The sequence below is a fragment of the Halomonas sp. PBN3 genome, assembly GCF_000475415.1.
Taxonomy (GTDB): domain Bacteria; phylum Pseudomonadota; class Gammaproteobacteria; order Pseudomonadales; family Halomonadaceae; genus Halomonas; species Halomonas shengliensis.
In genome coordinates this window covers 1-26,287 of record NZ_AXCA01000152.1, presented here as the reverse complement: position 1 = coordinate 26,287, position 26,287 = coordinate 1, and the positions used below count along the sequence as shown (strand labels likewise).

The 26,287-nt window shown below is 66.9% G+C and carries 27 protein-coding genes and 1 tRNA gene; 7 read left to right on the top strand and 21 right to left on the bottom strand.

Features of this window, described 5'->3' with window-relative positions:
- The first annotated feature begins 2 nt into the window (after positions 1 to 2).
- A complete protein-coding gene (cmoB, locus tag Q673_RS25890) occupies positions 3 to 995 on the top strand; it encodes a tRNA 5-methoxyuridine(34)/uridine 5-oxyacetic acid(34) synthase CmoB (RefSeq protein WP_023005589.1) in 993 nt (330 codons plus the stop codon).
- Positions 996 to 1,041: 46 nt separating this feature from the next.
- Here cmoB and Q673_RS25885 read toward each other — a convergent pair whose 3' ends face one another.
- The 9 genes from Q673_RS25885 to Q673_RS25850 form a co-directional block, all read right to left on the bottom strand.
- Positions 1,042 to 1,317 (bottom strand): DUF2442 domain-containing protein, encoded by a 276-nt coding sequence (locus Q673_RS25885; RefSeq protein WP_023005588.1) that lies wholly within the window; start codon positions 1,315 to 1,317, stop codon positions 1,042 to 1,044.
- Positions 1,298 to 1,540: a DUF4160 domain-containing protein gene (locus Q673_RS35975; RefSeq protein ID WP_081712007.1), complete on the bottom strand. Its 243-nt coding sequence runs from the start codon at positions 1,538 to 1,540 to the stop codon at positions 1,298 to 1,300. Before Q673_RS35975 ends, Q673_RS25885 begins: the two co-directional genes overlap by 20 nt.
- Before the next feature lie 326 nt (positions 1,541 to 1,866).
- Entirely contained in the window at positions 1,867 to 2,541 is a 675-nt protein-coding gene (locus Q673_RS25880; protein WP_023005587.1) for a zinc metallopeptidase, read from the bottom strand.
- A 317-nt stretch (positions 2,542 to 2,858) separates the two neighbouring features.
- A complete protein-coding gene (gene cysN / locus Q673_RS25875) occupies positions 2,859 to 4,283 on the bottom strand; it encodes a sulfate adenylyltransferase subunit CysN (RefSeq protein WP_023005586.1) in 1,425 nt (474 codons plus the stop codon).
- Entirely contained in the window at positions 4,283 to 5,254 is a 972-nt protein-coding gene (gene cysD / locus Q673_RS25870; RefSeq protein WP_023005585.1) for a sulfate adenylyltransferase subunit CysD, read from the bottom strand. The genes cysN and cysD overlap by 1 nt, the downstream gene beginning before the upstream one ends.
- Before the next feature lie 96 nt (positions 5,255 to 5,350).
- Positions 5,351 to 6,097, bottom strand: a complete 747-nt coding sequence (locus Q673_RS25865; RefSeq protein ID WP_023005584.1) for a phosphodiesterase — start codon at positions 6,095 to 6,097, stop codon at positions 5,351 to 5,353.
- A gap of 114 nt (positions 6,098 to 6,211) precedes the next feature.
- Positions 6,212 to 6,661: a DUF1249 domain-containing protein gene (locus Q673_RS25860; RefSeq protein WP_023005583.1), complete on the bottom strand. Its 450-nt coding sequence runs from the start codon at positions 6,659 to 6,661 to the stop codon at positions 6,212 to 6,214.
- A gap of 1 nt (position 6,662) precedes the next feature.
- Positions 6,663 to 7,304: an NUDIX domain-containing protein gene (locus Q673_RS25855; protein ID WP_023005582.1), complete on the bottom strand. Its 642-nt coding sequence runs from the start codon at positions 7,302 to 7,304 to the stop codon at positions 6,663 to 6,665.
- A 71-nt stretch (positions 7,305 to 7,375) separates the two neighbouring features.
- A complete protein-coding gene (locus Q673_RS25850) occupies positions 7,376 to 8,023 on the bottom strand; it encodes a tetratricopeptide repeat protein (RefSeq protein ID WP_023005581.1) in 648 nt (215 codons plus the stop codon).
- A 137-nt stretch (positions 8,024 to 8,160) separates the two neighbouring features.
- Here Q673_RS25850 and greB point away from each other — a divergent pair, with 137 nt between their 5' ends.
- Complete coding sequence (gene greB / locus Q673_RS25845; RefSeq protein WP_023005580.1) at positions 8,161 to 8,700, top strand: transcription elongation factor GreB; 540 nt, start codon at positions 8,161 to 8,163, stop codon at positions 8,698 to 8,700.
- A gap of 12 nt (positions 8,701 to 8,712) precedes the next feature.
- Here greB and Q673_RS25840 read toward each other — a convergent pair whose 3' ends face one another.
- Together Q673_RS25840 and Q673_RS25835 are read right to left on the bottom strand one after the other, a co-directional pair.
- Positions 8,713 to 9,756 carry a methyltransferase gene (locus Q673_RS25840; RefSeq protein WP_023005579.1) on the bottom strand — a complete coding sequence of 348 codons (1,044 nt, stop codon included), beginning with the start codon at positions 9,754 to 9,756 and terminating at the stop codon, positions 8,713 to 8,715.
- Complete coding sequence (locus Q673_RS25835) at positions 9,756 to 10,583, bottom strand: methyltransferase domain-containing protein (protein ID WP_023005578.1); 828 nt, start codon at positions 10,581 to 10,583, stop codon at positions 9,756 to 9,758. Before Q673_RS25835 ends, Q673_RS25840 begins: the two co-directional genes overlap by 1 nt.
- Before the next feature lie 123 nt (positions 10,584 to 10,706).
- Here Q673_RS25835 and Q673_RS25830 point away from each other — a divergent pair.
- From Q673_RS25830 to Q673_RS25820, 3 genes are all read left to right on the top strand, one after another.
- Positions 10,707 to 10,783: transfer RNA gene (locus Q673_RS25830), tRNA-Arg, on the top strand.
- Positions 10,784 to 11,157: 374 nt separating this feature from the next.
- The gene (locus Q673_RS25825; protein WP_023005577.1) at positions 11,158 to 11,721 is read left to right on the top strand and encodes a hypothetical protein; all 564 of its coding nucleotides are present in this window, start codon (positions 11,158 to 11,160) and stop codon (positions 11,719 to 11,721) included.
- Between the two features lie 387 nt (positions 11,722 to 12,108).
- The gene (locus tag Q673_RS25820; RefSeq protein ID WP_023005576.1) at positions 12,109 to 13,284 is read left to right on the top strand and encodes a hypothetical protein; all 1,176 of its coding nucleotides are present in this window, start codon (positions 12,109 to 12,111) and stop codon (positions 13,282 to 13,284) included.
- 354 nt (positions 13,285 to 13,638) lie between these two features.
- Here the strand turns inward: Q673_RS25820 and Q673_RS36500 are convergent, their stop codons facing one another.
- The 8 genes from Q673_RS36500 to Q673_RS25790 form a co-directional block, all read right to left on the bottom strand.
- Complete coding sequence (locus tag Q673_RS36500; RefSeq protein ID WP_152527092.1) at positions 13,639 to 14,613, bottom strand: hypothetical protein; 975 nt, start codon at positions 14,611 to 14,613, stop codon at positions 13,639 to 13,641.
- 98 nt (positions 14,614 to 14,711) lie between these two features.
- Positions 14,712 to 15,827: a porin gene (locus Q673_RS25815; protein WP_023005575.1), complete on the bottom strand. Its 1,116-nt coding sequence runs from the start codon at positions 15,825 to 15,827 to the stop codon at positions 14,712 to 14,714.
- 408 nt (positions 15,828 to 16,235) lie between these two features.
- Positions 16,236 to 17,327 (bottom strand): ProQ/FINO family protein, encoded by a 1,092-nt coding sequence (locus Q673_RS0118320; RefSeq protein WP_023005574.1) that lies wholly within the window; start codon positions 17,325 to 17,327, stop codon positions 16,236 to 16,238.
- A 100-nt stretch (positions 17,328 to 17,427) separates the two neighbouring features.
- Complete coding sequence (locus Q673_RS25810) at positions 17,428 to 17,970, bottom strand: dihydrofolate reductase (protein ID WP_023005573.1); 543 nt, start codon at positions 17,968 to 17,970, stop codon at positions 17,428 to 17,430.
- On the bottom strand, positions 17,967 to 18,740 hold the full coding sequence (locus tag Q673_RS25805; protein ID WP_052004218.1) for a thymidylate synthase: 774 nt from the start codon (positions 18,738 to 18,740) through the stop codon (positions 17,967 to 17,969). Before Q673_RS25805 ends, Q673_RS25810 begins: the two co-directional genes overlap by 4 nt.
- Before the next feature lie 111 nt (positions 18,741 to 18,851).
- Positions 18,852 to 19,649, bottom strand: coding sequence for a prolipoprotein diacylglyceryl transferase (gene lgt, locus Q673_RS25800; RefSeq protein WP_023005571.1), 798 nt, complete (start codon positions 19,647 to 19,649; stop codon positions 18,852 to 18,854).
- Between the two features lie 94 nt (positions 19,650 to 19,743).
- Positions 19,744 to 20,532 carry a sulfite exporter TauE/SafE family protein gene (locus tag Q673_RS25795; protein ID WP_442778053.1) on the bottom strand — a complete coding sequence of 263 codons (789 nt, stop codon included), beginning with the start codon at positions 20,530 to 20,532 and terminating at the stop codon, positions 19,744 to 19,746.
- A gap of 2 nt (positions 20,533 to 20,534) precedes the next feature.
- A complete protein-coding gene (locus Q673_RS25790; protein WP_023005569.1) occupies positions 20,535 to 21,536 on the bottom strand; it encodes a response regulator in 1,002 nt (333 codons plus the stop codon).
- 107 nt (positions 21,537 to 21,643) lie between these two features.
- Between Q673_RS25790 and Q673_RS25785 the strand changes: the two genes are divergently transcribed.
- The gene (locus Q673_RS25785; protein ID WP_023005568.1) at positions 21,644 to 22,405 is read left to right on the top strand and encodes an NRDE family protein; all 762 of its coding nucleotides are present in this window, start codon (positions 21,644 to 21,646) and stop codon (positions 22,403 to 22,405) included.
- Between the two features lie 81 nt (positions 22,406 to 22,486).
- Here Q673_RS25785 and ptsP read toward each other — a convergent pair whose 3' ends face one another.
- Positions 22,487 to 24,745: a phosphoenolpyruvate--protein phosphotransferase gene (gene ptsP, locus Q673_RS25780; RefSeq protein WP_023005567.1), complete on the bottom strand. Its 2,259-nt coding sequence runs from the start codon at positions 24,743 to 24,745 to the stop codon at positions 22,487 to 22,489.
- 137 nt (positions 24,746 to 24,882) lie between these two features.
- The gene (locus Q673_RS25775) at positions 24,883 to 25,374 is read right to left on the bottom strand and encodes an RNA pyrophosphohydrolase (RefSeq protein ID WP_023005566.1); all 492 of its coding nucleotides are present in this window, start codon (positions 25,372 to 25,374) and stop codon (positions 24,883 to 24,885) included.
- A gap of 161 nt (positions 25,375 to 25,535) precedes the next feature.
- Between Q673_RS25775 and Q673_RS25770 the strand changes: the two genes are divergently transcribed.
- Positions 25,536 to 26,192, top strand: coding sequence for an HAD family hydrolase (locus tag Q673_RS25770; RefSeq protein WP_023005565.1), 657 nt, complete (start codon positions 25,536 to 25,538; stop codon positions 26,190 to 26,192).
- Positions 26,193 to 26,287: the final 95 nt, after the last annotated feature.

Below are 26,287 nucleotides of genomic sequence, written 5' to 3'. Positions count from 1 at the left end.
CCATGCCGATCCCCGCCGAACACCGCGACCTCTACCGCGCCTTCCTCGACCAGGGCCTGGAGACCTGGCTGGCCCGACTCCCCGAGCAGCTCGCCAGCGGCCTCGACCGCAGGCGCTTCGGCGACCTGCCCGCCTGGGAGAAGGCGGTGGCCAAGCTGCCCCCGCTGCCGGACGAACGCCGGGTGCGGCTGGACGCCGACACCGTCAGCGTCGAGGTCACGCTCTCCGACAGCCGGCGCCGCCAGGCCGGGAACCTGCTCGCCAAGCTCGCCCCCTGGCGCAAGGGGCCCTTCTCGCTTGCCGGCATCCATATCGACAGCGAATGGCGCTCCGACTGGAAGTGGCAGCGCGTCGCGCCGCACCTGGCGCCGCTCGCCGGCCGGCGGGTGCTGGACGTGGGGGGCGGCAGCGGCTACCACGGCTGGCGCATGGCCGGGGCGGGTGCCGCCTTCGTGTTGGTGATCGACCCCTCGCCGCGCTTCTTCTGGCAGTTCCGGGCGGTGCGCCACTTCGTCGGCGACGCCGACGGCCATCGCACCCACTTCCTGCCGGTGGGCATCGAGGCGGTGCCAGAGGGGCTCGGCTGCTTCGACACGGTGTTCTCCATGGGGGTGCTCTACCATCGCCCCTCCCCCCTGGAGCACCTGCTGCAGCTCAGGGACGCCCTGCGCCCCGGCGGCGAGCTGGTGCTGGAGACCTTGGTGGTGGAGGGCGACGAGTGCACGGTACTGCTGCCGGGGGAGCGCTACGCCGCCATGCCCAACGTCTACTTCCTGCCCTCCTCCGCCGCCCTCTGCGGGTGGCTCGCGCGCTGCGGGTTCGACAACGTGCGGGTGGTGGACGAGGCGGTGACCACGACGGACGAGCAGCGCGCCACCGAGTGGATGACCTTCCAGTCCCTGGCCGACTTCCTCGACCCCGCGGACCCGACGCGGACCCGCGAGGGCTATCCCGCCCCGCGCCGCGCGGTGGTCATCGCCAATCGGGCGGGTTAGTACTTAATCTCCCGGTCAAAAAGCTCACCGTGAGATTTTCTGATACTCATGCGGCCGGCTTGCTACGTCGTGTCTGGTCACCACGCCCGGCGAGCAGCCCAGCCACGGAGATGTCTTCATCCAGGGCTTCCCAATGCAGCCCCTCGCCCCGTCCGATCAACTCCCACTGCACACGCTGCTCGGGTGTGCCATGCAGCAGTCGAGGGAACCAGGCCAGAGGGATAGACAGCTCCCGACCATCTTCCAGTGTGACGTGGAAGGCATCCGCGGTGAATCTCACGTCGACGGCAATCGGTTCGGACTCAAGGTTCAAAGTGTGCATACCATGCCTCCAGGAACTCATCTCGGTGCCGCTCCACCAGCTTTCGTAACTGGTTAATCTCATGGGCACGCAAGCGCTTGCTCGATTGTAATTCAACGGGCTCCAGCCAGAACTTCGCTACCTGCTCACCGGCAGCAACGTGCACATGAGCAGGTTCTCGAGGATCGCCTTCATCGCTATAGAAGAAGAAACGATAAGGACCATCCCTCAGCAGGGTTGGCATACAGCCTCGCCAGCGCAAATCAACTCAAAGACTACCACTGCCACTCATCTTCATCGACTGAGGTCGAGCCCTCATAAGCCTCCTCTTCTCCTGTAACGCAATAGCCATCGAACCAGTGTCTGCGCAGTTGCTTGACCGGCTCCACTACAAGACGAGTTCCGTCCCAACATACCTCTGCTTCATCGCGTATTCCCAACTCGTCCAAGATGGTGGCAGGAAGCAAAACCATTCTCGAGTTTCCGATCGTCAGCAAACGGACTCGCATACGCTATCTCCGTTTATGTTCCACCCAAGTAACACCTCATAATACCCGAAAGGAAGGAGTGTCAACGTCGCAGGATCACCAGCCAGCGGCCCAGGTTGAGGATGCTGGCCAGCGACGCCGCCACATAGGTGAAGGCGCAGGCGGTGAGCACATGGCGGGCGCCAGGCATGTCGTAGGGCGGGATGTACTCCTTGAGCAGCGGCAGGGCGCGCTGGAAGCTGGCGTCGAACTCCACCGGCAGGGTCACCAGGTGCACCAGGGCGGCGGTGCCGAAGCTCACCACCGCCGCCGCCACCACGATGGCCAGCCCGCCGGGCAGGCGGGTGAGGAGGAACAGGAAGGGGGCGGCCATCATCAAGAGGGCACCGAGCCTCTCGGCCTTCTGCGCCACCGCGACCAGACGTGAACGCGCCAGCAGCGGCGCATAGCCGTTGTGATGCTGGATGGCATGCCCCACCTCGTGGGCCGCCACCGTCACCGCGGTGAGCGAGCGCCCGTCATGCACCGACGGCGAGAGCCGCACCCGTTGCGCCTCGGGGTCGTAGTGGTCACCCTGGTCGGTGCGCTCCACCCTGACCCCCTCGATGCCCAGCCGGCGCAGCAGGTGATCGGCCAGCTCCGCCCCGGTGCCGGGATAGTCGTCGCGGCCACGGGCGTGACGCCTGAGCACCCAGCGGGCCCAGACATTGGGCAACAGGAAGATAGCCAGCAGCAGGATGACGGCGATCACGAGCATCGAAGGCGGCTCCGAAGGCGATGAGGCATTGGACACAGCCTAACAGAGCCGGTTTCCGTACTCCGCACCTTGCAACAGCACAGCGAGGGGCGCCGGGGACAAGCCGAAGAGGAGGTCCTATGCCAGGGGTGAGGAGCACTGCTCCGAACGGGCTGGCCATGGATGGCCAGCACCGGACCTGCAAGCGGAGCGGGACGCGAGAAGCGCAGCAGGGCATCGGTAGCGCCCATGGAGGGGTTCACAGCGCCTCCTCGCAGGCTTGTCGACGGAACAGCCCCGAGCTCCTGCTACTCAGGTGCAGTAGCTCGGGGCTGAGATTATTTCAACAGCTCGCGAATGTCCTTGGCTTCCCAGTGCGGGAAGTACTTGCGCACCAGGGCGTTGAGCTCGACCTCAAAGCCGGCCCAGTCCACCTCGCCGACACGCGGCGCGTCGCCCTCGACCACGCTGCGGATCATGCCCGCCCCCAGGGTGACGTTGGAGAGCCGGTCGATGACGATGAAGCTGCCGGTGCCGGGGCTAGTCGCATACTCGTCCAGCGGTATCTCGGCGGTGAGCTCGACCCGGCAGCGGGCGATAGCGTTGAGCTCGAGGCGCTCGGCCGGATGTTGCGCGAGGCTGTTGACGTCCACCTGGTAGTCGATGGCGCTCACCTGCCCCGCCACCGAGCGGCCGGCCAGGCGGATGTCGACCTGGCGCCCCGGCACCAGCGGCGTCTCGTGCATCCACACGATGTCCGCCTCGAAGGCATGGGAGAGCGCCACCTCGGCGTCGTCGGCGACGATCCAGTCGCCACGGGAGATATCGATCTCATCACTCAGGGTCACGGTGATCGCCTGGCCGGGGAAGGCCTCCTCCAGGTCGCCGTCCCAGGTGACGATGCGCTCGACCCGGGAGCGCTGGCCCGAGGGCAACACCTTGATCGCCTGGCCGGGCCGCAGCAGGCCCGCCTCCAGGGTGCCGGCATAGCCGCGGAAGTCGAGGTCCGGCCGGTTGACGTATTGCACCGGCAGGCGCAGGTCGGTGAGGTTGCGGTCGCGGCTCACCTCCACCGTCTCCAGCAGCTCGAGCAGCGCCGGCCCCTCGTACCAGGGGGTTCGCTCGCTGCGGTTGACCACGTTGTCACCCTCCAGCGCCGAGATCGGCACGAAGCGGATATCGCGGGCATCGAGCTTCTCGGCGAGCTCCCGGTACTCGGCGACGATCGCCTCGAAGCGCTCCCTGGAGTAGTCCACCAGGTCCATCTTGTTGATCGCCACCACCAGGTGCTGGATGCCCAGCAGGTCGGCGATGAAGCTGTGACGCCGGGTCTGGGTCTGCACGCCGTGCCGCGCGTCGATCAGGATGATCGCCAGGCTCGCCGTGGAGGCGCCGGTGGCCATGTTGCGGGTGTACTGCTCATGCCCCGGGGTGTCGGCGATGATGAACTTGCGCCGGTCGGTGGAGAAGAAGCGGTAGGCCACGTCGATGGTGATGCCCTGCTCGCGCTCGGATTGCAGGCCGTCGACCAGCAGCGCCAGGTCAACCTCCTCGCCGGTGGTACCGCTCTTCTTCGAGGCCTGGGTGATCGCCGCGAGCTGATCGTCGAAGATCATCTTGGAGTCGTGGAGCAGCCGGCCGATCAGGGTCGACTTGCCGTCATCGACGCTGCCGCAGGTGATGAAGCGCAGCAGGTCCTTGTTCTCGTGCTCGTGCAGGTACTGCTCGATATTGTCGGCAATAAGGCTCGATTGGTGTGACATCAGAAATAGCCCTCGCGCTTCTTCTTCTCCATGGAGCCGGCCTGGTCGTGGTCGATGGCGCGGCCGCTGCGCTCGCTGGTGCGGGTCAGCAGCATCTCCTGGATGATCTCGGGCAGGGTAGCGGCGGTGGACTCCACCGCCCCGGTGAGCGGGTAGCAGCCCAGGGTGCGGAAGCGCACGGAGCGCTCCTCGGGCACCTCACCCTCCTCGAGGGGCAGGCGCTCGTCGTCGACCATCACCAGCATGCCGTCACGCTCCACCACCGGACGCGGCGCCGAGAAGTAGAGCGGCACGATGGGAATGCCTTCGAGGTGGATGTACTGCCAGATGTCCAGCTCGGTCCAGTTGGAGAGCGGGAAGGCACGGATCGACTCGCCCTTGTTGACCCGGGCGTTGTAAAGGTTCCACAGCTCCGGGCGCTGGTTCTTGGGGTCCCAGCGGTGGAACCTGTCGCGGAAGGAGAACACCCGCTCCTTGGCGCGGCTGGCCTCCTCGTCGCGGCGCGCCCCGCCGAAGGCGGCGTCGAAGCCGTACTTGTCCAGCGCCTGCTTGAGGGCCTGGGTCTTCATCACGTCGGTGTAGCCGCTGGAGCCATGGTCGAAGGGGTTGATGCCGGCGGCCCGCCCCTCCTCGTTGATGTGCTCGATCAGCTCCATGCCGGACTCCGCGGCCATCGCATCGCGGAACGCGATCATCTCGCGGAACTTCCAGGTGGTGTTGACGTGCAGCAGCGGGAAGGGCGGCGGGCCGGGGTAGAAGGCCTTGCGCGCCAGGTGCAGCATCACCGAGGAGTCCTTGCCGATGGAGTAGAGCATCACCGGGTTGTCGAACTCGGCGACCACCTCGCGGATGATATGGATCGACTCCGCCTCGAGCTGCTTGAGGTGGGTCAGCCGCCGCGGATCGGCGGCGACCGGGGCGTCGTTCGCCTGGAGCGACGCCGTGCGTCGGGGGGCGTGAAGCAGAGTCATGGCCGGCTACCTCGCATGACGTGGAGTACGTGATGCCAGCAGGGTAACGCCGGGCCTATAATAACCCAAAAGAATTAATGACTATCTTTTTATAACTTATTTGGAGATATCGACGCGTTCTACCCGGGTCTCGACCTCGCCCTCCCCCAGTTCGAAGACCCGGAAGCCGGGCCGGGTGACCGGATCCACGGCGAAGGTCTCGCTGCCGGGCAGGAAGGGGTCGGTGACCGAGGGGCAGCCGTAGACCGGTATGGAGCGCCCCCCCACCGCACGGCGAGTGGCGAAGGCCTGGTGGGCATGGCCGCAGAGGATCGCCTTCACCTGGGGAAAGGGGGCGAGCGTCGCCCAGAGGGCCTCGGCGTGGTGCAGGCCGATGGCATCGAGCCAGGCCGAACCCACCGCCACGGGAGGATGGTGCATGGCAATCAGCACCGGGCGCTCCGGGCCGGCGGCGAGGCGCCGGGCCAGGGCCTTCAGGGCCGCCTCGCCAAGCTCGCCATGGGGCTTGCCGGGCAGGTGGGTATCGAGCAGCAGGATGCGCCAGTTGCCGAGTGTCAGCTCCGCCGGCAATGGCCGGGTGGCGGCCATGGGTTCGATCACGTCGTGATTGCCGGGCAGCCACTCCCAGGGGGCCTCGAGGGTGTCCAGGGTGCGCCTGGCCAGGGCGTAGGAGGCGGGGCTGTCGTCGTTGCTGATGTCCCCGGTGACCAGCACCCGATCCGGCCGCTCATGGTTGACGGCCGCCACCACCGCCTCCAGCTGGCGCAGCGGAACACCGCGCCGGCCGCGGGCCCGAGGGTCGGCACACAGGTGACAGTCGCTGATCTGGATCAGGCGGGGCATGGCAGGACTCCGGGGGCATCAATGGCTCAGGGCGAATCCGGGAGGCAGTTTCGCGGCGACGCTTCAGGGCAGCACTTCAGAGCAATATTTCAGGGCAGAGCTTCAGGGCTTCAGTCAGGGAAGCTCGGGCAGGTCCAGGGAGTGGCCATGGGCCAGGCCGTGCTCCAGCCACTCGCCGAGGAAGCGGTTGAGCTGCAGCTTCTCGTCGGGCTGGTGCATCTGGGCGTTGGGGTAGCGGTAGCGACCGTGGAAGTGGCGGCGCCGCTGGAAATCGGTGACCTCGGCCATGCGCACGTCGTGGTAGAGATGCACCCGCATGCGCGGCGTCTCCAGGTAGGCATCCAGGATGCCGCGCTGGGAGACCCTCACGATGCTGGTGTAGGGGGCGCGCTCCTGCAGCTTCAGGCACAGCTCCCCCACCCGGCGGCCGTGGCTCACCAGCTCCACCTCGCGAGTCTCGCCGGCCTCCAGGTCGCCCAGCAGGCGCGTCAGGCGCAGGTAGTTGGCGCTGCACTCGCCCTGCAGGCCCTTCAGGTCGGTCACGTAGGCGCTTCGATTCGGCACGCTACCTCCTTGCTCGCAATGAGGCCCGTTCGCCCGCCAGCCAGTGGAAGGCGATCAGACACATGGCATTGTCGAGTCGTCCCGCCTGTAGGAGTTCCCAGGCGCGCAGAAACGGCATCACCTGCACGCGGATGTCCTCGTGCTCCTCGTCGAGGCCATGCACCCCACCGAGGCCCTGGCTGTCGATCAGGCCGCAGTAGAGAGTGACCCGCTCGTCGCAGGCCCCGGGGCTCGGGTAGTAGGTGTGAAGCTCGATGAGCTCGCCCACCTCGCAGCCGGCCTCCTCCAGCGCCTCACGGCGCGCCACCTCGGCGGGGCTCTCGCCACGCTCGACGAGCCCCGCCACCACCTCGAGCTTCCAGGGCGAGTCGGGGTCCTCCAGGGCGCCGGCGCGGAACTGCTCCACCAGCGCCACGGCGTCGCGCTCGGGGTCGTAGAGCAGCACCCCCACGGCGTCATGGCGATGGTGCACCTCGCGCACCATGGGCTGGCTCCAGCCGCCCTCGAACAGGCGGTGGCGCAGGTGCAGCTCCTCGAGCCGAAAGAAGCCCTGGTGCAGGCAGCGCCGCTCCAGCAGTTCCACATCGGCGCGGGTGAAGGGCGCCGCCGTTGCCGGGTCGGGTACCTCTGGCGTGTCACTCATGGCGGCCTCCGCTGGCGCAAAGACGCCCATTATCGTGACCCGGGACGAGGATGCCAACCGTCGCCGCGGCGTCAGAGCCGGGCGAGCATCTCGCGTGCCTGCTCGCGCAGCGCCTCGTCGGAGGCCTGGCGGCCAGGACGCGCCCGCCCTTCCAGCGCACGGCGGGCGTGTTCGCGGGCGGCCTCCAGGCGACCCTCCTCCTCGAGGAAGGCGGCGTAATAGAAGTGCACATCGATGCCGTCGGGGCGGATCGCCAGCGCCTGCTGGAACATCGCCTCGGCGACCTCACTGTCGCCGAAGCCAAGCAGGCCGCCCGGCACCCGATCGTAGAGGGCGCCCAGGGTGACGTAGGCGGAGCCGTTATGGCCCTGGGGATCGAGCTCGACGGCGCGCTCCAGCGCCTCCCGGGCACGCTTGGCGCTGGAGAGCGCCCCCAGGCCGCTGCGCTCGCGGGCCCAGGAGGCCTCGATGATGCCCTGCCACACCAGCGGCACCGCCTCGCCGGGGTTGGCCTCCACCAGCCGCTCGGCCTGGCCGGCGAGGGCCTTCAAGCCATCGCCGCGCTGCCCCTCGGGCTGCTCGGTAATCAGGCGTTCCCAGTGGTTCTTCATGCCCTCCACGCGGGCCTCCCAGGCATGGGCAGCGGCCAGCGGCAGGACAGCGAGGCCGAGGCTCAGCCCCAGGCCCATGGTGGTATTCAGCAGACGACGACGCGGCATATCAGATCTCCTTCGGGGTGTTGGTATTGTGCTCCCGCCCTGAAATGTAACGAACGTTTGAATGATTGGCTAGCGGCTTGGCCGCCTGGCCGCCATGGCGTATGTTCGCCGCCATAGCCCGGATCAAGAGGAATAGCATGAAAGGCCGCAACATGACCCGCTGGCGCGATCCGGCCAAGGACCCGCGCCAGGAACCCAAGAGCCACCTGATCACCGCCGAGGGCGCCGAGCGGCTGCGTGGCATCCTCGACCATCTCTCGCGGGTCAAGCGCCCCGCCCTCTCCGCCAAGGTGGGCGAGGCCGCCGCCCTGGGCGACCGCTCCGAGAACGCCGACTACACCTACAACAAGAAGGAGCTCAACCGGGTCATCGCCCGCATCCGCTACCTGACCAAGCGCCTCGACGAGCTGACGGTGGTGGACCGGCTGCCGGCGGATACCGGCAGGGTCTACTTCGGCGCCTTCGTCACCCTGGAGGACGAGGAAGGCGAGGAGATGAGGATCCGCATCGTCGGCCACGACGAGATCGCCCCGGACAAGCGCTGGATCAGCGTCGACTCGCCCCTGGCCAGGGCACTGCTCGGCAAGCCCCTTGACGAGGAGGTGACGGTGGCCGCCCCGGGTGGCGAGACCACCTGGATCATCACCCAGATCGACTACCGCGATCCGACGCAGTGAGGGGCCGCCCTTTCAGCGCCTGACCGCCCGGTAGACCCGGAAGCGGCGGTCGTCGGCGAGGATCTCGAAGCCGCCGAAGGCGCGCTCCAGCCGATCCGGGTAGGGCAGGAAGGCGTTGGCGACGATGACCAGCTGGCCGCCGGGGGTAAGGTGCGCCGGGGCCTCTTCGATCAGTCGCGCCGCGGGGCCGTAGTCGATGGCGCGCTCCTGGTGGAACGGCGGGTTGCTGACGATGGCCTCGAAGGTGCGCCCCCCCAGCGCCGAGTAGACGTCGCTCTCTAACGTTTCTCCAGGCAAGGCCTCGCCGTCGAGGCCGTTGGCCGCCAGGCTGCGCCGGGTCGCCTCCACCGCGAAGGCGTTGACATCCACCGCGGTCACCCGGGCACCGCGCCGCGCCAGCCAGGCGGCCAGGATGCCGTCGCCACAGCCCATATCGAGAACATCGACGGACGACTTTCCCTCCCCCGCCAGGGTCTCGATCAGCAGCCGGGTGCCGTCATCCAGCTTGCCGTGGCCGAACACCCCGGGGTGGCTCGCCAGGGCCAGCCGCTCGCCGTCCAGCTCGACCTCGAAGGAGGTCCAGGCCGCCTCGGGGTCGATGCCCACGCGGCCGAGACGCGTCTCGAACAGCGAGCAGCGCCGGGCGCTGTCGAGCTTGCGACACCCCAGCCCCAGCGCGGCCAGGACCTTGAGTACCCGCCTGATGCCGCCCTGGTTCTCTCCCACCAGCTGCAGGGGCGTGCCCTCCGGCAGGGTGGCGCAGAGCCACAGCAGCCACCACTCGCCCAGTGCATGGCTCTTGGGCCAGAACAGCACCGCCCCGGGTGGCGAGGCCTCACCGGCCGGCAACCCGGCCGCCAGGGGAGAGAGCGCCGTGCGCCCGGCGGCCTGCCACGCCTGGCGCACCGCCAGGTCGGCACTGACCGCCACGCCCTGCCCCGAGGCCAGCCAGGCATCATGGGGTGGCGCCACCCACCACCAGCCGCGATAGTCGGCGGCCTGGCGTTCCAGCAGCTGGCAGACCGGGCTCTCGGCAGGCGGGGTCGGGTATGTCATCACAGGGGCTCCTCGGCGGGGGAAGGCGATGCGTCGGGGCGCACCAGGGTGTAGAGCAGGTAGCGGCCCAGCCGCCAGTGGGGCTCGGCCCGGCAGTAGCGCCACTCGAGCTCGAACAGCCGCTCACGGTCGGCGTCGCTCTGCGGCGGCTGGCGCAGGTAGTCGTGGAAGACCCGCACGCCGGCCACGCTGCGCACTTCCAGGCCCAGTTCTTCGCTCCAGGCCATGAGCTGGGCATGGGTCAACGGCGAGATCGGCGTCAGCCGCCGGCGCCGCCCCTTGCCCTCCAGGCGGTCGGCCAGGGCCTTCTCCAGGTTACCCTTGACCACGTTGGAGAAGCGCAGCGCGTCGCGGTTGAAGACCATCAGCGAGAGCTGGCCGCCTGGCGCCAGCAGCCCGGCCAGGGTGGCGAGTGCACCCCGCGGGTCGCCCAGCCACTCCAGCACCGCATGGCAGGCGATCAGCGACCAGGGGCCCGGGGCCTTCTCGGGCAGCGCCTGCAGCGGCACCGGCAGGAAGGTGACCTCGCGTTCACCCGATGTTGCCAGGAGCGCCTCCCGGGCATGCGCCAGCATCTCCAGGGAGGGCTCGGCGAGGGTGACCGGATGGCCGCGCCCGGCGAACCACGCCGCCAGCTGCCCCAGGCCGCCGCCCACGTCGAGCACCGGCTGGCCCGCGAGGTCGAGCACCTCCGGCAGCAGGCGGTCGAGCAGCGCCAGGCGCAGCTCGCCGCGCGCACCGCCATAGAGGCTCGCGGCGAACTTGTCGGCCAGGCCATCGAAGTGGCGGTCGCCATGGGCGGAGAGCGGGGACGCGGCCGTGGTCATCGGGCTACCTTGAACGGTGATACCGGCATTCTACCCGCAAGCCGCATCGGGCTCATGCCCGCATCCGCCCGGTGTCACCGGTTCCCCTCCGCGGCCGGTTTCCCTATAATGCTGCCCCGCAGCGCCCCTATAGCTCAGCTGGATAGAGCGTCCCCCTCCTAAGGGGAAGGTCTCAGGTTCGAATCCTGATGGGGGCGCCACCCCTCCTAATCCCCGGATAGCAGTGATAGAACCGTTCGACCACTGGGATCGGGTGGTCGATCTCCCGAATGTCGTCGTCAGCGGGCTCGATGGCGAGCATTAACGTGCCGTCTTGGCGTCTGACGACGCCCTTGCTGGCTGCAGTGCCGCCAGTCGCGCAGAGGGACCTGGCGATCCTGGCTGCCAGGATCGCGATCCCGCTGGCTCAAGACCGGTTGTGGACTACTTGCCGCGGTGCCGGGCGACAAGCTCGGCCAGCGGCAGATCATCCCGAGACACCAGGATGATGGTGTCGACAGGAAACAGTGCCTTCTGGCGCCCCTCCTTCCAGCGACGGACGACGACATAGGCCTGCTCCGCCGGCCAGCGCCTGATGCTGGTGGGCGATGACGAGGACCAGGTGCTGCGCCAGCTCGAATACGATGCCGATGCTGATACCGCTGCCACCGTCGATGACGACTCCGCCTTTGGCTGGGGCGTGGCTCTGGAAGCCGCCATGGATGTTACCGAGGCCGTGACACTTCGTGCCGGCGTAACCCATGGCGATGGTATCGGCGGCTACATGAACGTTAGCCCGAAGAACTTACCGCCGAATAGCTCTACTCACGCGGCCTACCTCGATGCAAACGGGGATATGGAAACTGTAGAGAGTACCGGCGGCACCCTTGGTGCCAGCATCAAGGTCGGCCCCGGCGCCATTAACGCCTCCTACAATGTTGCCACTGTCGATCTGGACGATGCTGACTACTACACAGATGGAACAGGTGACACCGTCGATTACAACGATACCTTCGAGACCGCTTACCTGAACTATATCTGGTCGCCGGCCGAACGTATCAGCTACGGCATCGAGGCCAGCTGGGCCAGCCGCGAGACCAAGGGTGGCGACGATGGCGACGCCACTCGCCTTCAGGGCATGGTGATGTACAGCTTCTAAGCCACCGACCGCTGGCGGGGCGCGCCCCGCCATCATGGTGATAGCACCGACAGTACAAGCAGAACGCTTCGATCCTTCCGCCCCGGCCACTGGCCCGGGCTTTTTGGTTTAACCAGCCCCCTTCCCGTCATCTCCATGACCCACGGCATGGCGTTAATTCCTTCTTAACCCCTCGCTGCAACAGGATTTTCCACGAAAATCACGGGGATCCCCGGATCTTCCCAAGCCTTGACCCATATCAAGCTTTTCCCGCCCCATGGCGGTGGGCCCTGGGGGCCGGGGTGGTTAGCATGACAACCATCGGCGGCAAGCGGAATCATCGAGGGAACCCGCCAGCGCTGCCGAGCCGCTTCCGCCCACCGGGCGTCCCGCAAGAAGGAAAAGCCAATGATCGCTCCCATCCGCCTCAAGCACGCCACGCTGCTCGCCGGCAGCAGCCTGGCGCTGGCCATCGCCTCAGCCTCCCACGCCGTCGACTTCGAGGTCGGCGACACCAAGGCCAGCGTCTACGGCTACGCCAAGCTGGACATGATCTACGACGTCGACAACGAGCTCGGCGACCTGGCCGCGCGGCCGCGTATCCTGATCGACGGCCAGGAGGGCAGCGACGGCCATACCACCCTGCATGCCTATCAGAGCCGCCTGGGCTTCAAGACCGCCACCCCCGTGGGCGGCAGCCAGCTGACTACCCTGGTCGAGGTGGACTGGTTCGACAACGCCCCGGAAGGCGGCGACCTGCGCCTGCGTCACGCCTTCGGCAGCTGGAACGGCATCACGGCGGGCAAGACTTGGACCAACTTCGGCAGCCTGCTGGGCAAGACTCCGACCATCGACCTGGCGCCCCAGCCGGGCCAGAGCAAGGTGGGCCGCAAGGCGCAGCTGCGCTACTCCTTCAACAACTGGCACGTCGCCCTGGAGAATCCGGATCCGGAAGACTACCGGGACGGCGTCGCTTCCAGCTTCAACCCCAACCGCGGCATCTACACCGAGCATGAAGGCGCCAAGACCGGCCTGCCCGATCTGACTCTGCGCTATCAGAACCAGGCCGCCGGCCTGCACTACTCCGCCTCTGCCATGGCCCGCCAGCTGGAAGTCGAAGAGGTCAACGGCGTCGATGACAACGCCACCGGCTATGGCCTCAACCTGGCGGCTCGCTATCCCGCCACCGAAACGCTGACCCTGCGAGGCGCGCTGACCTGGGGGGACGGCATCGGCGAATATATGCAGAACAACCCCTCAGCGCCTGCCTACCTGGAGGGCGACAGCATCGAGACCATCGAGGCCTGGGGTGCCAACGTGGGCATGAGCCTGGCTGCTGGCCCCGGTGCCATCAACCTGGGCTACGGTATCTCCAAGGCGGATCTGGATGATGCCCGCGAAGCTGGTATTGCTGGGGTGGAAGGCGCCAACGAGCAGTTCGAGGCGGTACACCTGAACTACATCTGGTCACCGATCCAGCGCGTCAGCTACGGCATCGAGGCGGCCTACCATACCCGCGAGGTGGTCGACGGCCGCGACGGCGACGCGGTGCGCCTGCAGGGCATGGTCAAGTACAGCTTCTGAGCTCTCGGATGACGGCCCGATGATGACGGCCTGAACAGAAGAGAAGGTTCGATCGATTGCGCCCCGACCAGAGACTGGCCGGGGCGCTTTTTGGTGGTCCCGATCGAATGGCGGAATGCGGGACCCGAGGGCCGAGCCCTACCGACGATCCAGCTGCTGCACCTTGAGTTCGTAGTTGTTCACACCCGTCCTGGCTGACCCGAACTTCTGGCCCTGCACGCGAATGCGATAGCGGCCGGGGGCCACTCGGTGGTCATGTCGACGTCGCCATCGAAGCCCTCGCCGGCACCCTCGGCCCCAGCGTGACTGGGCTTCCCCTGTACCATCAAGACGAAAAGCAATCACAATACGGGGTTATTGCATAACTTCAACACGCAATTGGTAGGTCGAATCGCGCCCATGGGCCGACCCGATCCGACGCCCATCCACCCATACGCGGTACTCACCGGGCTCTAACTGTTGGCTGATAGCAAAATCGCCCGCGACAGCCGTTCCCTGGTCTTGTGCGACCACGTTACCTTGAGCATCCAGTAAACGCGCTTCTAGGCGGTAACTACCTTCGTTGCCTGGAAAGGTAGAGCTGTCAATCTGAACGTTGCTTGGCTCATCGAGCGTAAAGGTGACAACCTCACCCTCAAAGGCAATCCGCACGTCGGCCAGAATGGTATCGAGCGTATCATCACTGCCGCCTGCGTCATCTGTTTGCTGAGCAAGCGTTTCCGATGCGGCCTGTTGTTCACTGCCGCGCTTGTCGCTGCCAAGAGCCACCGATGCAGCTCCCGGCCTAACAAACACTGAACCCGTGTCGCCTGCCTGACCAAAAATGGCATCATCGCCATCATCAATGCCGCTTTCGCCTTGCGCTACGCGATTGCCTGACGCATCCAGCCCTACTACTTGAATCAAATAGCCGTTCGCACCAGAGTTGGCTGATCCCATCTTACGCGCCTCGGTAGCAAGCGTGTACTCACCTGGCTCCAACTCCACGGTCATTTCCAGCCCACCACTACGACCGAAGGCATCTTCCTGTCGAATCACATTGCCCTGCTCATCGGTTAGCGAGGCGGAAATACGATAATCGCTATCCCCTCCCACGGGATTGCTGACTAACTGATACTGCCCGGTGTCAGTCACCGTAAAGGTATGGGTGTGCTCGCCACGAAAAGGAAAAGTACGGCTGCGCGCGTCGGTTTGTGAAGAAAGGAACTTTGAAATGTCCACCTGACTAGCAGCCTCAAGACTACGCTGCTCGGCAGGGCTTTGCGCCCATAGCGGCAAACTGGTGGTTACCAGCACTACGCCGAGGCCGATCACATACCGATTGACCATGACTATTCTCCTTTGATACCCAATAAAATCCGCATACAAGAAAGCCGACCCAAAGGGCCGGCTTCGATCATTACAGCTTTGTTCGCGAGGAACAAGATTTAGAAGCTGTAAAGAACACCTGTAGCAACGAAGTCATCTGCGTCTTCTTCACGATCATAAACGCCGGCTTCCGCCCAAAGGTACATGCTGGCGCTGAGGTTGTAGGTAGCACCGATCAGGAACTCGTTATACTCTTCATCACCACCTGTATCGAGAGTGCCCGCGTTGTTAAAAGTACCCGCGTTGTCATCAACAATGTAAGCAGCGTCTTGGGCATCTACAAACTGGTAACCACCGTAAACGTCACCGAAGTTGAAGCCATGACGGGCGCTTAGGCCGTAACGGTCCACTTCACCGTCATCGCTGCCATAATCTAGATCAGTACGCTCGTACTTAGCGGCCAGCGTAGTAGCACCAAAACCGTAAACTGCGCTTAGTGCGTATGCTTCTGCTTCCAGATCACCTGCAGCGCTTTCGAACGTGTAGTTATCCAGGGAATCATAGATTGCTGCCAGCTGGAGACCACCAACGGTGTAGCGAACGCCACCAAAGAAGGCAGCTTCATCGTCTTGAGAAGTATAGCCATCTTCAACAGGCGAGAAGCCAGACTCGTCTTCTGCATCACCTTTGTACTGGACACCCAATGCAAAGTCGAAGCCACCGAAGCTTGGCGAGGCGTATTGAACCTTGTCGCCTTCACGGTCGATAGAGCTGAAGCCGGCTGCACTAGCAAGGCCAGCAGCATCAGTAGAGGAGTCTGAAACGTCAACGAACTCGTTGTTGGTGATTTTATCTTGTGCCCAGTCATCAATTATCGGGTCCCAAGAACCAACGCGTAGGTCACCAAAGTTGCCCTTAACACCAACGTAGGCCTGATCACCGTTTTCAATACCGTCATCGATTTTAGCTTCATCAACATCGTGCTCCCACTCTGCCTTCATGTAGGCTGTCAGGTCACGCGTGATCATGTGAGAAGCGTTGATACCCACGGTAGAACCGTTGTCGAACAGTTCATCCTCGGTGCTGCCCTCACCATTTTCTACAGACGAGTAGGCCAACTGGATGTTGCCATACAGATCCAACTTGGTGCCATCTTCGTTGTAGATGGTGGCGGCCTGGGCGCCGGAAGCGGCCAGGGCACCGGCGATAGCAGTCGCTAACAGTGTCTTTTTCATTGCGATGGTTCCTTATTGACTAGCTTGCTGTTTCGATCGTGGCTGCCCGTTCTTGGTGAGCGGGTCAGCGGGCTTGGCCGGTCTTGGTGCCGGTTCTCGTGCCTGCAGGCTCCCTCCCGGGAGGTGGCAGCGCGCGAGCCGGACCTCGGCAAAGCCTTGTTATAGTCCAATGCTCGCAAGAAGAACTCTATACCGAGATATACGGGAACGCAACAAGAAAAAACACTGTTTTCCTTCGCTGCGAACACCGTTCTCCCGCGTCTCCTCCTGCCCTTGCGATTCGGGCGCCATCCCGGCGTGCCCGCTACCCGCTCGGCCAGCCACGGCGATCCGTCAAGCGAATCAGGCACCTGGCGCCACGGGCGAGTTCATCATGCCCCGCGAATATGACGAGAGCAAGTCAGCGCATCAACGCTGGTTGTGCTTGGCGAGCAGCGCGGAGAGCTTCTCTTCCAGGGTGGCGGGTTCCCGGCCCGGCGCGGTGCCATGTCCGGCACCCTCGGCCGCGGCCGGAGCCCGGTTCGAGGAGGGAGCGGCGGTACTGGCCGCGTCAGGCCGGGGTGCCTCGGCGGAGCGCTTGCCGCGCTTGGCGGCTTCCCCCTTCCTGCCGCGCTGCCGGGCCGGGCGGCCCTTCTGGCGGCGCTCGGCCTGCAGCCGCTCGAGCTTCTTGTGGGCATGCTCGGCGGCCGCGGCATCCACCCGCCCCGCCGGCTCGCCGGCCAGGTCGAGGCGCTCGGCGCCCTCGCGCACCGACTTGAGGTAGCGCGGCAGGTTGACGTAGCAGGCCAGCGCCCGGCGCACCAGCTTCTCGGACCAGGGCTCGCGCGCGGTCAGCTCCTCGTGGATGCCGACCTTGAGCGGCCGGGTATGGCCCTTGAAGAAGGTCGATGAGTAGCGCTGGTACCACTCGGCGAGCAGTGCCTGGGGGGAAGGGGCCTCGCCGATGGCCAGGGAATCCTGGCGAGCGCTTGGCGATTCAGGCGAGCCCTCGGCGCCAGCTGAGGTGGCCTGATCGCCAACAGATCGGGTTTCCACAGGGGATGAGACACCCTTGGCATCAGCATCCGGTCCAGCAGCGGCACTCTTATCGCCGATGAATCGGGCTCCCACGGGGGCTTCCGAGGCAGGTGCCGGCGCGGGGCGCCGACCGATCAGCGCCGAGAGGCCCTGGGAGCGGCGCCCGGGGCGGAAGCCGCCCTCGGCGGGCTCGCCGGCGGCCAGGCGTTCGTGGAGATGGCGGTTGTGGGCCTCCAGCTCGCTGTTCTGCTCGTCAAGCTCGCGATTCTCCTCCATGAGCTCGCGGCGCACCTCGTCGAGTTCCAGGCGCGTGGCCTCGGCCTCGGCCAGTTGCCGCTCCAGTTCGGCGAGGCGCTGGGCCAGCTCGCCCTGCACGGCCTCGGCGTGGCGGCGCGCCTCGCGCTCGAGGGCCAGGTGCTGCAGCAGCGATCGGGTTCGCCCGTCCAGGGCATCCAGCAGCGAGTGTAGGCGTTGCTCGGCCAAACCGGTCTCCTCCCAGGCGCGTGAAACGGACACTGCCATGCAGTCTGTGCCAGATGCCGGCGCGTGACAAATGTCGTTAGCCACCGACAGCCGCGCGGCGCTAGCCCTCGCGGCGGCGATACTCGACGAAGTCGTAGGCAGGCTGGCCCTCGGCGGGGTTGCCCGGCACGCGCTGCACCTCCTCCCACTCGGCGGGGTCGAGCTCGGGGAAGTGGGCATCGCCCGCCACCTCAATCGCCACCTCGGTGAGGTAGAGGCGGCTGGCATGCGGCAGCGCCTGGGCGTAGATCTCGGCGCCGCCCATCACCATGATCTCCTCCACCCCGTCGATGGTGGCCTGCTGGTCGGCCAGCGCCAGGGCGGAGGGCAGGTCGTGGCAGACCCGCACGCCGTCGTGGGCGAACCCGGTGTCGCGGGTGACCACGATATTGAGCCGCCCGGGCAGCGGCCGGCCGATGGACTGGAAGGTCTTGCGCCCCATCACCAGCGGCTTGGCCTGGGTCATGCGCTTGAAGAACTTGAGGTCCTCGGGCAGGTACCAGGGCAGCTGGTTATCGACGCCGATCACCCGCCGACGATCCATGGCGGCGATCATGGCCACTGGAACGAGGGTGTCATCGCTCAGGAGGTCTGACTGGTTCATACCGCCACCTCGGCCTTGATATGCGGATGGGGATCGTAGCCTTCGATGGCGATATGCTCGATGCCAAAGGCGAACAGGTCATCGATGCTCGGGTCGAGCACCAGCCGGGGGGCCGGTCGAGGGGTGCGAGACAGCTGCTCTTCGGCCTGCTCCAGATGGTTCAGGTAGAGGTGGGCATCACCCAGGGTGTGGATGAATTCGCCGGGTTCGAGACCCGCCACCTGGGCGATCATCTGGGTCAGCAGCGCGTAGCTGGCGATATTGAAGGGTACCCCCAGGAAGATATCGGCGCTGCGCTGGTAGAGCTGGCAGGAGAGCTTCCCCTCGGCTACGTAGAACTGGAACAGGCAGTGGCACGGCGGCAGCTGCATCTCGTCGACCTGGGCGGGATTCCAGGCGGAGACGATCAGCCGCCGCGAGCGGGGATTCACCCGCAGCTGTTCGAGCAGACCCGCGATCTGGTCGACATGGCCGCCGCGCGGATCGGGCCAGCTACGCCACTGGTAGCCGTAGATCGGGCCGAGGTCGCCGTTCTCGTCGGCCCACTCGTCCCAGATCCGCACGCCGTGCTCCTTCAGGTAGGCGATATTGGTGTCGCCGGCCAGGAACCACAGCAGCTCGTGGAAGATCGAGCGGGTGTGCAGCTTCTTGGTGGTCAGCAGCGGAAAGCCACGGGCCAGGTCGAAGCGCATCTGGTGGCCGAAGATCGAGCGCGTGCCCACCCCGGTGCGGTCATCGCGCTCGACGCCGTAGTCGAGCACCTGGCGCATCAGGTCGAGGTAGGGCTGTTCCAGGGCGGGCAGGGTTTCGTCGGTCACGGTGTTCTCTGGCTGATGAATGCAGGGAGCGAATTCTAGCGTATCGCGCGATAAATCGCTCTCCTACGGGGTGCCGATACGGGCATCGACGGGCTGGCGGCGCGACCAGGCGATCAGCGCCAGGCCACCGGCGATCATCGGCAGCGTCAGCAGCATGCCCATGGTGAACCAGCCGAAGGCCAGGTAGCCGATATGGGCATCCGGCAGGCGGTAGAACTCGACCAGGAAGCGGAAGGCACCATAGAGTGCGAGGAAGAGTCCCGAAGCCAGGCCACGGCGGCGCGGGGTGGCGGTAACGAACCACAGCACCACGAACAGCACCGCGCCCTCCAGCAGCGCCTCGTAGAGCGAGCTGGGGTGACGCGGCTCGGGCCCGAGGCCGGGGAACGGCATGCCCCAGGGCATCTCGGTCACGCGCCCAGGCAGTTCGCGGTTGATGAAGTTGCCGATGCGCCCGGCCCCCAGACCGATGGGCACCAGCGGGGCGACGAAGTCGGTGAGGGTAAAGAAGGCCAGTTGCTTCTTCTTGGCGAACCACCAGGCCGCGATCAGCACACCGAGCAGGCCACCGTGGAAGCTCATGCCGCCATCCCACACCCGCACGATCCACAATGGGTCGGCCAGCCACTGGTCGAGGCCATAGAAGAGCGCATAGCCCAGCCGGCCGCCCAGCACCACGCCCAGGGCGGCGTAGAACAGCAGGTCACCGATATCGTCGGGGGTAAGGCCGATGCGCGCGGCGCGACGACGCCCCAGGAACCAGGCGGCGACGAAGCCCACCACATACATCAGGCCATACCAGTGCACCTGGAAGGGGCCCAGAGAGATCGCTACGGGGTCGATGTCGGGATAGCTGAGCATGCGAGTCCTTATATAGCCGTAGGCCGCGTAGAATTTCGCCACCAAGACTGACGGCATTGGGTTTTTCTTAAAGCTTATAGCTTACAGCTTAAAGCTAAAGAACGAAGGTAAGGCCGACACCAGCCAGCAGGCCAGCGAAGGCCAGGCGCAGCACCCTGGCCGGCAGGCGATGGGCGAGCCACACCCCGAGGCGGGCACAGGGAACGCTGGCCAACACGATACCCAGCAGGGCCGGCGACATCACGAAGCCCACGGCGCCGGCGGGCAGCAGGGCATTGCCCCAACCCAGCACCATGAAGGTAGCCGCCCCGAACAGGGCGATGGGAATGCCGCAGGCGGCGGAGGTACCCACGGCCTGGGTCAGCGGCGCGCCACAACGGGTCAGCCAGGGCACGCAGAGGGTGCCTCCGCCGATACCGAACAGCGCCGAGACGCCACCGATCACCCCGCCGGCGGCGGCCATCACCGCCCGCCCCGGTGCCACGCTGCCGAGGCGCGGCCCGCGGGAGAGCGCCATGCGCACCGCCATCACCAGCACGAAGATACCGAACAGGGTGCCGAGACTGCCCGCGGAGAGCCCATCGGCGACGAACACCCCGGCCACAGCTCCCAGCAGCAGCCCGGGCAACAGCGACAGGAACCACTGGCGATGGATGCTGCCGCGGCGATAATGGCCCCAGGCCGAGGAGGCGCCGGTGACCACGATGGTGGCAAGCGACGTGCCCACCGCCAGGTGCATGGTGACCTCCGCGGGCACGCCCTGCAGGCCGAAGGCGAAGACCAGCGCCGGCACGATGATCAACCCGCCACCCACGCCGAACAGGCCGGCCAGCGTCCCGGCGACGGCACCCAACGCCAGGTAGCCGATGAAGACCAACAACATGCTCACAAGACACCAACCTCCACCAAGCGTTCGGGCAGCCAGCGGGTGACCCGTTCGACCAACTCCTGAGGGCGATAGGGCTTGGCCAGGAAGTCGTCCAGCCCGGCCTCGGCGAAGCGCCGGCGATCGGCATCGCTGGCATTGGCGGTCAGCGCCACCAGTACGCTGCCGGCGGCGACCTGGCCCGCGCGCTCCTGCTCGCGCCAGCGCCGGCTCGCTTCCATGCCGTCCATGCCCTCCATGAAGATATCCATCAGCACCAGGTCGAAGTGCTCCTGCTCCTGCAGGGCCAGGGCCTCGGCCCCCGAGGTCACGGCGGTGACCTCGAGCCCCTCGCGCTCCAGCACCTGACGCGCCAGCACCAGGTTGACCGGGCCATCGTCGACGATCAGAACCCGCCCCGGGCGCTCGGCCGGACGCGGCGACGGCGGCTCGCGCTCACCGGCCAGCCCCTCGAGCAGCTCGCCAAGGTCGGCAAGACGCTCGCGCAGCTCACTGGCCATGCGCAGACCGGCCTCCGGGGTCGGCGCCTGCTCGCCGGCCAGTTGATCGATACGCAGGCGTAGCCGCTGCAGTTCGCGGCTCATCAGGGTCAGGTAGTCCGACTTGAGCCGGGACTCCTCGCGAGCTCTCTCGCGTCCGGCCGCCAGGCGGCTGAGTCGCTGCTCACGGTGTGCGAGGTCGTCTTCCAGGTCGCTCACCCGACGCCGCAACCGCTCCTCGACCGCCGAGGGCTCGGCCACCGAGTCGCGCACGAGCCGGCGTTGCTCGGGGGCCTCGGCGGGCAGATCGGCTTGCGGGTCGCTCGTCCAGCCGCAGGGCTGCAGCACCACCAGCATCAGATTGAGGCTCGCAACCAGCAGCAGGGCCATCAGCCAGGCTGCCGAGCCGCCGGGGCCAAACAGCAGGATAGCGCCACCGGCCAGCAGCAGGAGCAGCTGGAACAGTAGCGCCATGACGATGAGTGGTGGAAGGCGCCGGGGGCGCCGATAGGCGTCTCGCATCCGTCATCCCTGGCCGTTAACGAGGTATCGCACGAGTGTACGCCGGCCCGTGGGCGCTGTCATGGCGGACGCTTCCCCGGCCGGCGCCGAGCCGCTAAGCTGGCCGCATGTGCCTGATTGCCTTCGACCACCGCCCCGGCAGCGCCTGGCCCCTGCGCCTGGTCGCCAACCGCGACGAGTTTCACGCCCGCCCCGCCGCCCCGCTGGCCGCCTGGGACGACGCCCCCGAGATCATCGGCGGGCGCGACCTGGAGGCCGGCGGCACCTGGCTGGCGGTGCACTGCCGCGGTCGCTTCGCGGCGGTGACCAACGTGCGCGACCCCGAGCAGCGTGTGCCCGATGGCGCACCGAGCCGCGGCGGCCTGGTCCATGATGCCCTCACCCACCCTGACCTGCCTGCCTGGCTGGCCCGTCTGGAAAGCGGCGAGGCACTGCGCTATGCCGGCTTCAACCTGCTGGCAGGCGACGGCGAACGGCTGTGGCACCTGCACCGCGGCAGGCAAGGCGCCGCGCTCCGCGAAGTGCCGCCCGGTATCCACGGCCTCTCCAACGCCGCCCTCGACACGCCCTGGCCGAAGCTGATCGACGCCCGCCAGGGCCTGGCCAGCGCCCTGCACCATGGCCGCTGGCCGGATGACGCCCTGGCGGCGATGGCCGATCCGCACCCCGCCGATGAACACGCCCTGCCGGATACCGGCGTGGGGCTAGAACTGGAGCGCACCCTCTCCTCCCCCTTTATCATCGGCGAGCAGTACGGCACCCGCGCCATGACCTGGGTGAGCTGGCACGCCAGCGGGAGTATCGAGATCGGCGAGCGACGCTTCGGGCCGGGGGGAGTGGCAGAGGGTGAGACGCGAATCCAGACGTAGGAGCCCGATTTATCGGGCGATTATTCGGCGTTGTCCAAAACATCGCGCGATAAATCGCGCTCCTACAGCAACGAGGCCGGGTCAATCGCGGGGTGGCAACAGGTGGGCGAGGTCCCACTCCCCCATGCGCTGGTCGAGATGGCGACGCACCTCGCCGGGGGAGTCGAGGCGCAGGGTCTGGGCCACCAGCGCCTCGGCGCTCTCCCGGGTGACGCGACGGATGGCGGCGCGCACCCGGGGCAGGCTGGGGGCGTTCATGGAGAGCGCATCGAAGCCCATGCCCATCAGCAGCAGGGCGCCGGCCGGGTCGCCGGCGAGCTCGCCGCACACCGAGACCGGCATCGCCAGCCGCCTCGACTCCCGGGCCAGGGTCGCCATGGCGGAGAGCACCGCCGGGTGGCAGGCGTCGTAGAGGTCGGCGACTCGCGGGTTGTTGCGATCCACCGCCAGCAGGTACTGGGTCAGGTCGTTGCTGCCCACCGAGAAGAAGTCGGCCCGCGCCGCCAGGGCGTCGAGCTGGTAGAGGGTCGCCGGCACCTCGATCATCACCCCCACCCGCGGCCGCGGCACCGTCACCCCCTCCTCGCCCAGCTCGACGATGGCGCGCTCCAGCAGGCGCTGGGCGGCGTCGACCTCGTCGACGTTGGTGACCATGGGCAGCAGCACCTGGAGGTTGTCGAGCCCCTGGGAGGCGCGCAGCATGGCACGCAGCTGCACCATCAGCACCTCGGGATGGTCCAGGGTCACGCGGATGCCGCGCCAGCCGAGGAAGGGGTTGGCCTCCTCGATGGGGAAGTAGGGCAGGTCCTTGTCGCCCCCGATGTCCAGGGTGCGCATCACCACCGGCAGTGGTGAAAAGCTCTCCAGCTGGTCGCGGTAGAGGCGGGTCTGCTCCTGCTCGCCGGGGAAGCGTTCGGTGACCATGAAGGGCACCTCGGTGCGGTAGAGCCCCACCCCGCTGATGCGCGGCTTGAGCTGGGCCACCGCATCCACCGCCAGGCCGGTGTTGACCATCAGCGGCATGTCGTGGCCGTCCGGGGTGCGGCTGGGCAGGTGCTGCTCGTGCTCGAGTACCTCGGCGAGCGCCTGCTCCTCGCTGATCAGCCCCTCGTAGTGGGTCAGCAGCTCCGGGCCGGGGCGGACGAAGAGGCGGCCGCGATGGCCGTCGAGGATCACCCGCGCGCCGGAGAGGCGCGGCAGCGGCAGGTCGACCATGCCCAGCACCGTGGGGATGCCCATGGCGCGCGCCAGGATCGCCACATGGGAGGTGCTGGAGCCGCGCACCGAGACCAGGCCGACGAGCCTGTCCCGCGGCACCTCGCCAAGCAGCGCCACGCTCAGCTCGTCGCCCACCAGGATGGTGCGCTCGGGATAGACGTCCGGTGTCTGGGGGGTCTCCTCCTGGAGGTGGGCCAGCACCCGGCGGCCCAGGTCGCGCACGTCGGCGGAGCGCTCGCGCAGATAGTCATCGTCGACCCGTTCGAGGTACTGCACGTGGCGCTTGACCACGTCGGCCAGCGCCCCCGGCGCCCACTGCCCCTCGCGGATGCGCTTCTCCACTTCCTGGGAGAGGGCCGCCTCGCTGAGCATCTGCTGGTAGACCTCGAACAGCGCCAGCTCCTGGGCGGAGATGCGGTTGGCCAGGCGCTCGCCGGCGGCGCGGATCTCCTCGCGCACGCGGCCGATCGCCTCCTTGAGGCGGGCGATCTCGTAGTCGACGTCGGTGGGGATCAGGTCCGGCACGCTGTCGAGGTCGGCGGGCGGGGCGATCACCACCGCCTCGCCGATGGCCATGCCCGGCGAGGCGGCCACCCCCTTGAACCGCACCTGGCCCTCGAGGCTCGGGCGGGTAAGGTTGCCGGTGGCCAGGGCGTGGGCCAGCACCCCGCCGAGCTGGGCGGCCATGGTCACCAGGAAGGCCTCATCCTCCTCGCCGTAGCGGCGCTTCTCGGCCTGCTGCACCACCAGCACCCCGAGCATGCGACGCTGGTGGATGATGGGCACCCCGAGGAAGCTGGAGTAGCGCTCCTCGCCGGTGGACTCGAAGTAGCGGAACTGGGGATGCGCCTGGGCGTCCTCCAGGTTGAGCGGCTCCTCGCGGCGGGCCACCAGGCCCACCAGCCCCTCGCCGATGGGCAGGGTTACCTGGCCCACCGCCTGGGCGCGCAGGCCGATGGTCTCCATCAGCACCAGGCGGTCTAGCTCCTCGTCGAACAAGTAGAAGGAGCAGACATCGGTCTGCATCGCCTTGCGGATGCGACGCACCATGGTGGAGAGCGCCGCCTCCAGGCTGCGGGCCCCGTTGACTTCCTGGATGATGCGGCGCAAGACCTCGAGCATGGCGCGCGTTTTTCCTGTTGTTATACGTCGTATATTGAGCGGCGTGGCGGTAGCGGCAGAGGTCACGACGGAAACGTCGAACCCCGGCCATGTGACTCCCTCACCCGGCCGGGGTTCGGCCCGACGGCGTGCCGGGCTCAGCCATGGCCCAGCGCCAGGCGCTGGGCCCGGGGGGAGAGCTCCTTCAGGGCGCGCCGGTAGACCTCGCGCTTGAAGGGCACCACCTGCCCCAGCGGGTACCAGTAGCTGACCCAGCGCCAGCCATCAAATTCCGGCTTGCCGGAGAGGTCCATGCAGATGCGGCTCTCCTGGCACCGGATCCGCAGCAGGAACCACTTCTGCTTCTGGCCGATGCACACCGGCCGGGAATGCGTGCGTATCATGCGTCGCGGCAGGCGGTAGCGCAGCCAGCCCCGGGTACAGGCGAGTATCTCGACGTCATCGGCGGTCAGGCCGATCTCCTCATGCAGCTCTCGAAAAAGCGCCTGTTTCGGTGTCTCGCTCGCCTTGATGCCTCCCTGGGGAAACTGCCATGCGTTCTGCCCTACCCGACGCGCCCAGAGCAGCTGCCCCGCGTCGTTGGCGATGATGATGCCAACGTTGGGGCGAAAGCCGTCAGCGTCGATCACGGACTTCACCTTGTCTGAAACAGTATTGACGCCATTCTTCCACAAGGGCGCGAAGCGCATCAATACGCCTTCCGGCGCAGGATGCAGGGGGCCACGGCATCTGCCATAATCGCCGGCTTTCGCCGCCTTCCTTCATCCGTCATCGCAACCCTGGAGTCGCCGTGAGCCTGGCCATCTTCGACCTGGACAACACCCTGCTGTCGATCGACAGCGACCATGCCTGGGGCGAGTTCCTGCTCGAGCAGGGCGCCGTCGACCCGGTGGCCTACCGCGAGGCCAACGACCGCTTCCTGGCCGACTACGAGGCCGGCACCCTGGACATCCACGCCTTCCTCGAGGTGGCGCTCCGCCCCCTGGCCGAGAACAGCCCCGAACAGCTCGCCGCCTGGCACCAGCAGTTCATGGCCAGCAAGATCGAGCCGCATATCCTGGCCAAGGGCGAGGAGCTGCTGGCCCGCCACCGCACCCGCGGTGATACCCTGCTGATCGTCACCGCCACCAACCGCTTCATCACCGGCCCCATCGCTGAGCGCCTCGGGGTGGACGACCTGATCGCCGTGGAGCCCGAGGTCGTCGACGGCCGCTATACCGGGCGCGTCAGCGGCACGCCCAGCTACCGCGAGGGCAAGGTAGTGCGGCTGGAGGCGTGGCTCGCCGACAAGGAGCACACCCTGGATGACGCCTGGTTCTACAGCGACTCCCACAACGACCTGGCGCTGCTGGAGCTCGTGGGGTACCCGGTGGCGGTGGACCCAGACCCCAGCCTGCGCGAGGTGGCCGAGGCCCGGGGCTGGCGAATCATCAGCCTGAGGGACTGAGCCGGCCTTCGGCCAGCTCAGCGCTGTAAGCTATACGCCGTAAGCTGTAAGTAAAGGCGCTTCGTGCCTTGAGAAATCGAGTAGGAGGGGGAGTC

Coding starts and splice junctions, on each gene's coding strand:
- Q673_RS25790 (WP_023005569.1), bottom strand. CDS start 21,536: ATGCGAGACGCCTATCGGCGCCCCCGGCGCCTTCCACCACTCATCGTC.
- Q673_RS25805 (WP_052004218.1), bottom strand. CDS start 18,740: ATGCGCCAGGTGCTCGACTACGGCGTCGAGCGCGATGACCGCACCGGG.
- Q673_RS25785 (WP_023005568.1), top strand. CDS start 21,644: ATGTGCCTGATTGCCTTCGACCACCGCCCCGGCAGCGCCTGGCCCCTG.
- Q673_RS25810 (WP_023005573.1), bottom strand. CDS start 17,970: ATGAACCAGTCAGACCTCCTGAGCGATGACACCCTCGTTCCAGTGGCC.
- Q673_RS25885 (WP_023005588.1), bottom strand. CDS start 1,317: ATGCACACTTTGAACCTTGAGTCCGAACCGATTGCCGTCGACGTGAGA.
- cmoB (WP_023005589.1), top strand. CDS start 3: ATGCCGATCCCCGCCGAACACCGCGACCTCTACCGCGCCTTCCTCGAC.
- cysD (WP_023005585.1), bottom strand. CDS start 5,254: ATGACTCTGCTTCACGCCCCCCGACGCACGGCGTCGCTCCAGGCGAAC.
- Q673_RS25840 (WP_023005579.1), bottom strand. CDS start 9,756: ATGACATACCCGACCCCGCCTGCCGAGAGCCCGGTCTGCCAGCTGCTG.
- cysN (WP_023005586.1), bottom strand. CDS start 4,283: ATGTCACACCAATCGAGCCTTATTGCCGACAATATCGAGCAGTACCTG.
- Q673_RS25850 (WP_023005581.1), bottom strand. CDS start 8,023: ATGCCGCGTCGTCGTCTGCTGAATACCACCATGGGCCTGGGGCTGAGC.
- Q673_RS25820 (WP_023005576.1), top strand. CDS start 12,109: ATGATCGCTCCCATCCGCCTCAAGCACGCCACGCTGCTCGCCGGCAGC.
- Q673_RS25815 (WP_023005575.1), bottom strand. CDS start 15,827: ATGAAAAAGACACTGTTAGCGACTGCTATCGCCGGTGCCCTGGCCGCT.
- greB (WP_023005580.1), top strand. CDS start 8,161: ATGAAAGGCCGCAACATGACCCGCTGGCGCGATCCGGCCAAGGACCCG.
- Q673_RS35975 (WP_081712007.1), bottom strand. CDS start 1,540: ATGCCAACCCTGCTGAGGGATGGTCCTTATCGTTTCTTCTTCTATAGC.
- Q673_RS25880 (WP_023005587.1), bottom strand. CDS start 2,541: ATGCTCGTGATCGCCGTCATCCTGCTGCTGGCTATCTTCCTGTTGCCC.
- lgt (WP_023005571.1), bottom strand. CDS start 19,649: ATGCTCAGCTATCCCGACATCGACCCCGTAGCGATCTCTCTGGGCCCC.
- Q673_RS25855 (WP_023005582.1), bottom strand. CDS start 7,304: ATGAGTGACACGCCAGAGGTACCCGACCCGGCAACGGCGGCGCCCTTC.
- Q673_RS25825 (WP_023005577.1), top strand. CDS start 11,158: ATGCTGGTGGGCGATGACGAGGACCAGGTGCTGCGCCAGCTCGAATAC.
- Q673_RS25865 (WP_023005584.1), bottom strand. CDS start 6,097: ATGCCCCGCCTGATCCAGATCAGCGACTGTCACCTGTGTGCCGACCCT.
- Q673_RS25795 (WP_442778053.1), bottom strand. CDS start 20,532: ATGTTGTTGGTCTTCATCGGCTACCTGGCGTTGGGTGCCGTCGCCGGG.
- Q673_RS25835 (WP_023005578.1), bottom strand. CDS start 10,583: ATGACCACGGCCGCGTCCCCGCTCTCCGCCCATGGCGACCGCCACTTC.
- ptsP (WP_023005567.1), bottom strand. CDS start 24,745: ATGCTCGAGGTCTTGCGCCGCATCATCCAGGAAGTCAACGGGGCCCGC.
- Q673_RS36500 (WP_152527092.1), bottom strand. CDS start 14,613: ATGGTCAATCGGTATGTGATCGGCCTCGGCGTAGTGCTGGTAACCACC.